Consider the following 545-nt stretch of genomic DNA (forward strand, 5'->3'; position numbering starts at 1 on the left):
GCCGCGGTGCTGCTGCCCGGCCGGTGCGCGGTCAGACCCACCGAACCGGCCACCTGCAGACCGGCGGTGTCATCGGTCCAGGTCATCGCCGGCCCGGCCGGCTCCGCCGTCCCCGCCGCCCACACGCTCAACGCCAGCTCCGTCGGACTGGTGCCGGTCACCTGCAACCGCACCTCCAGCACCGTCTCCGGCGCCCACGTCAACCCCGGCACGAACACCTCCCCACCCGGGAAGGACTCCACCCCACCGGCCAACCGCGACAACGCCACCGCCACCCGACCATCGGGCAGCACCCGCACCCGCGGCCGGTACTCCAGCCCCGACTCCACCCGACGACCGGTCACGTACACATACGTCCCACCACCGGTCGGGGTCGACGCCAACCCGAACGACGCCCGGACATCGACATCGGTCGCCGACACCCCACCCAGATAAGCCCCGGTGTTGTGACCGGCCCCCGGCAACTCGAACGACGCCACACCCGGGCTCACCGACAACCGGCTGGCCCCGGCCCACGCCGTCCACGCACCACCGACATCCGCAGA

1 protein-coding gene is annotated in these 545 nt (G+C 72.8%); it reads right to left on the bottom strand.

All coding sequences use genetic code 11. From position 1 onward, the window contains the following. Nucleotides 1–344, bottom strand: a 344-nt coding sequence (locus ACI8AG_RS20495; RefSeq protein WP_456598498.1) for a hypothetical protein, incomplete at its 3' end; no start/stop codon positions are given. Between the last annotated feature and the right edge of the window lie 201 nt (nt 345–545).

It is taken from the genome of Blastococcus sp. SYSU DS0552, assembly GCF_054050815.1.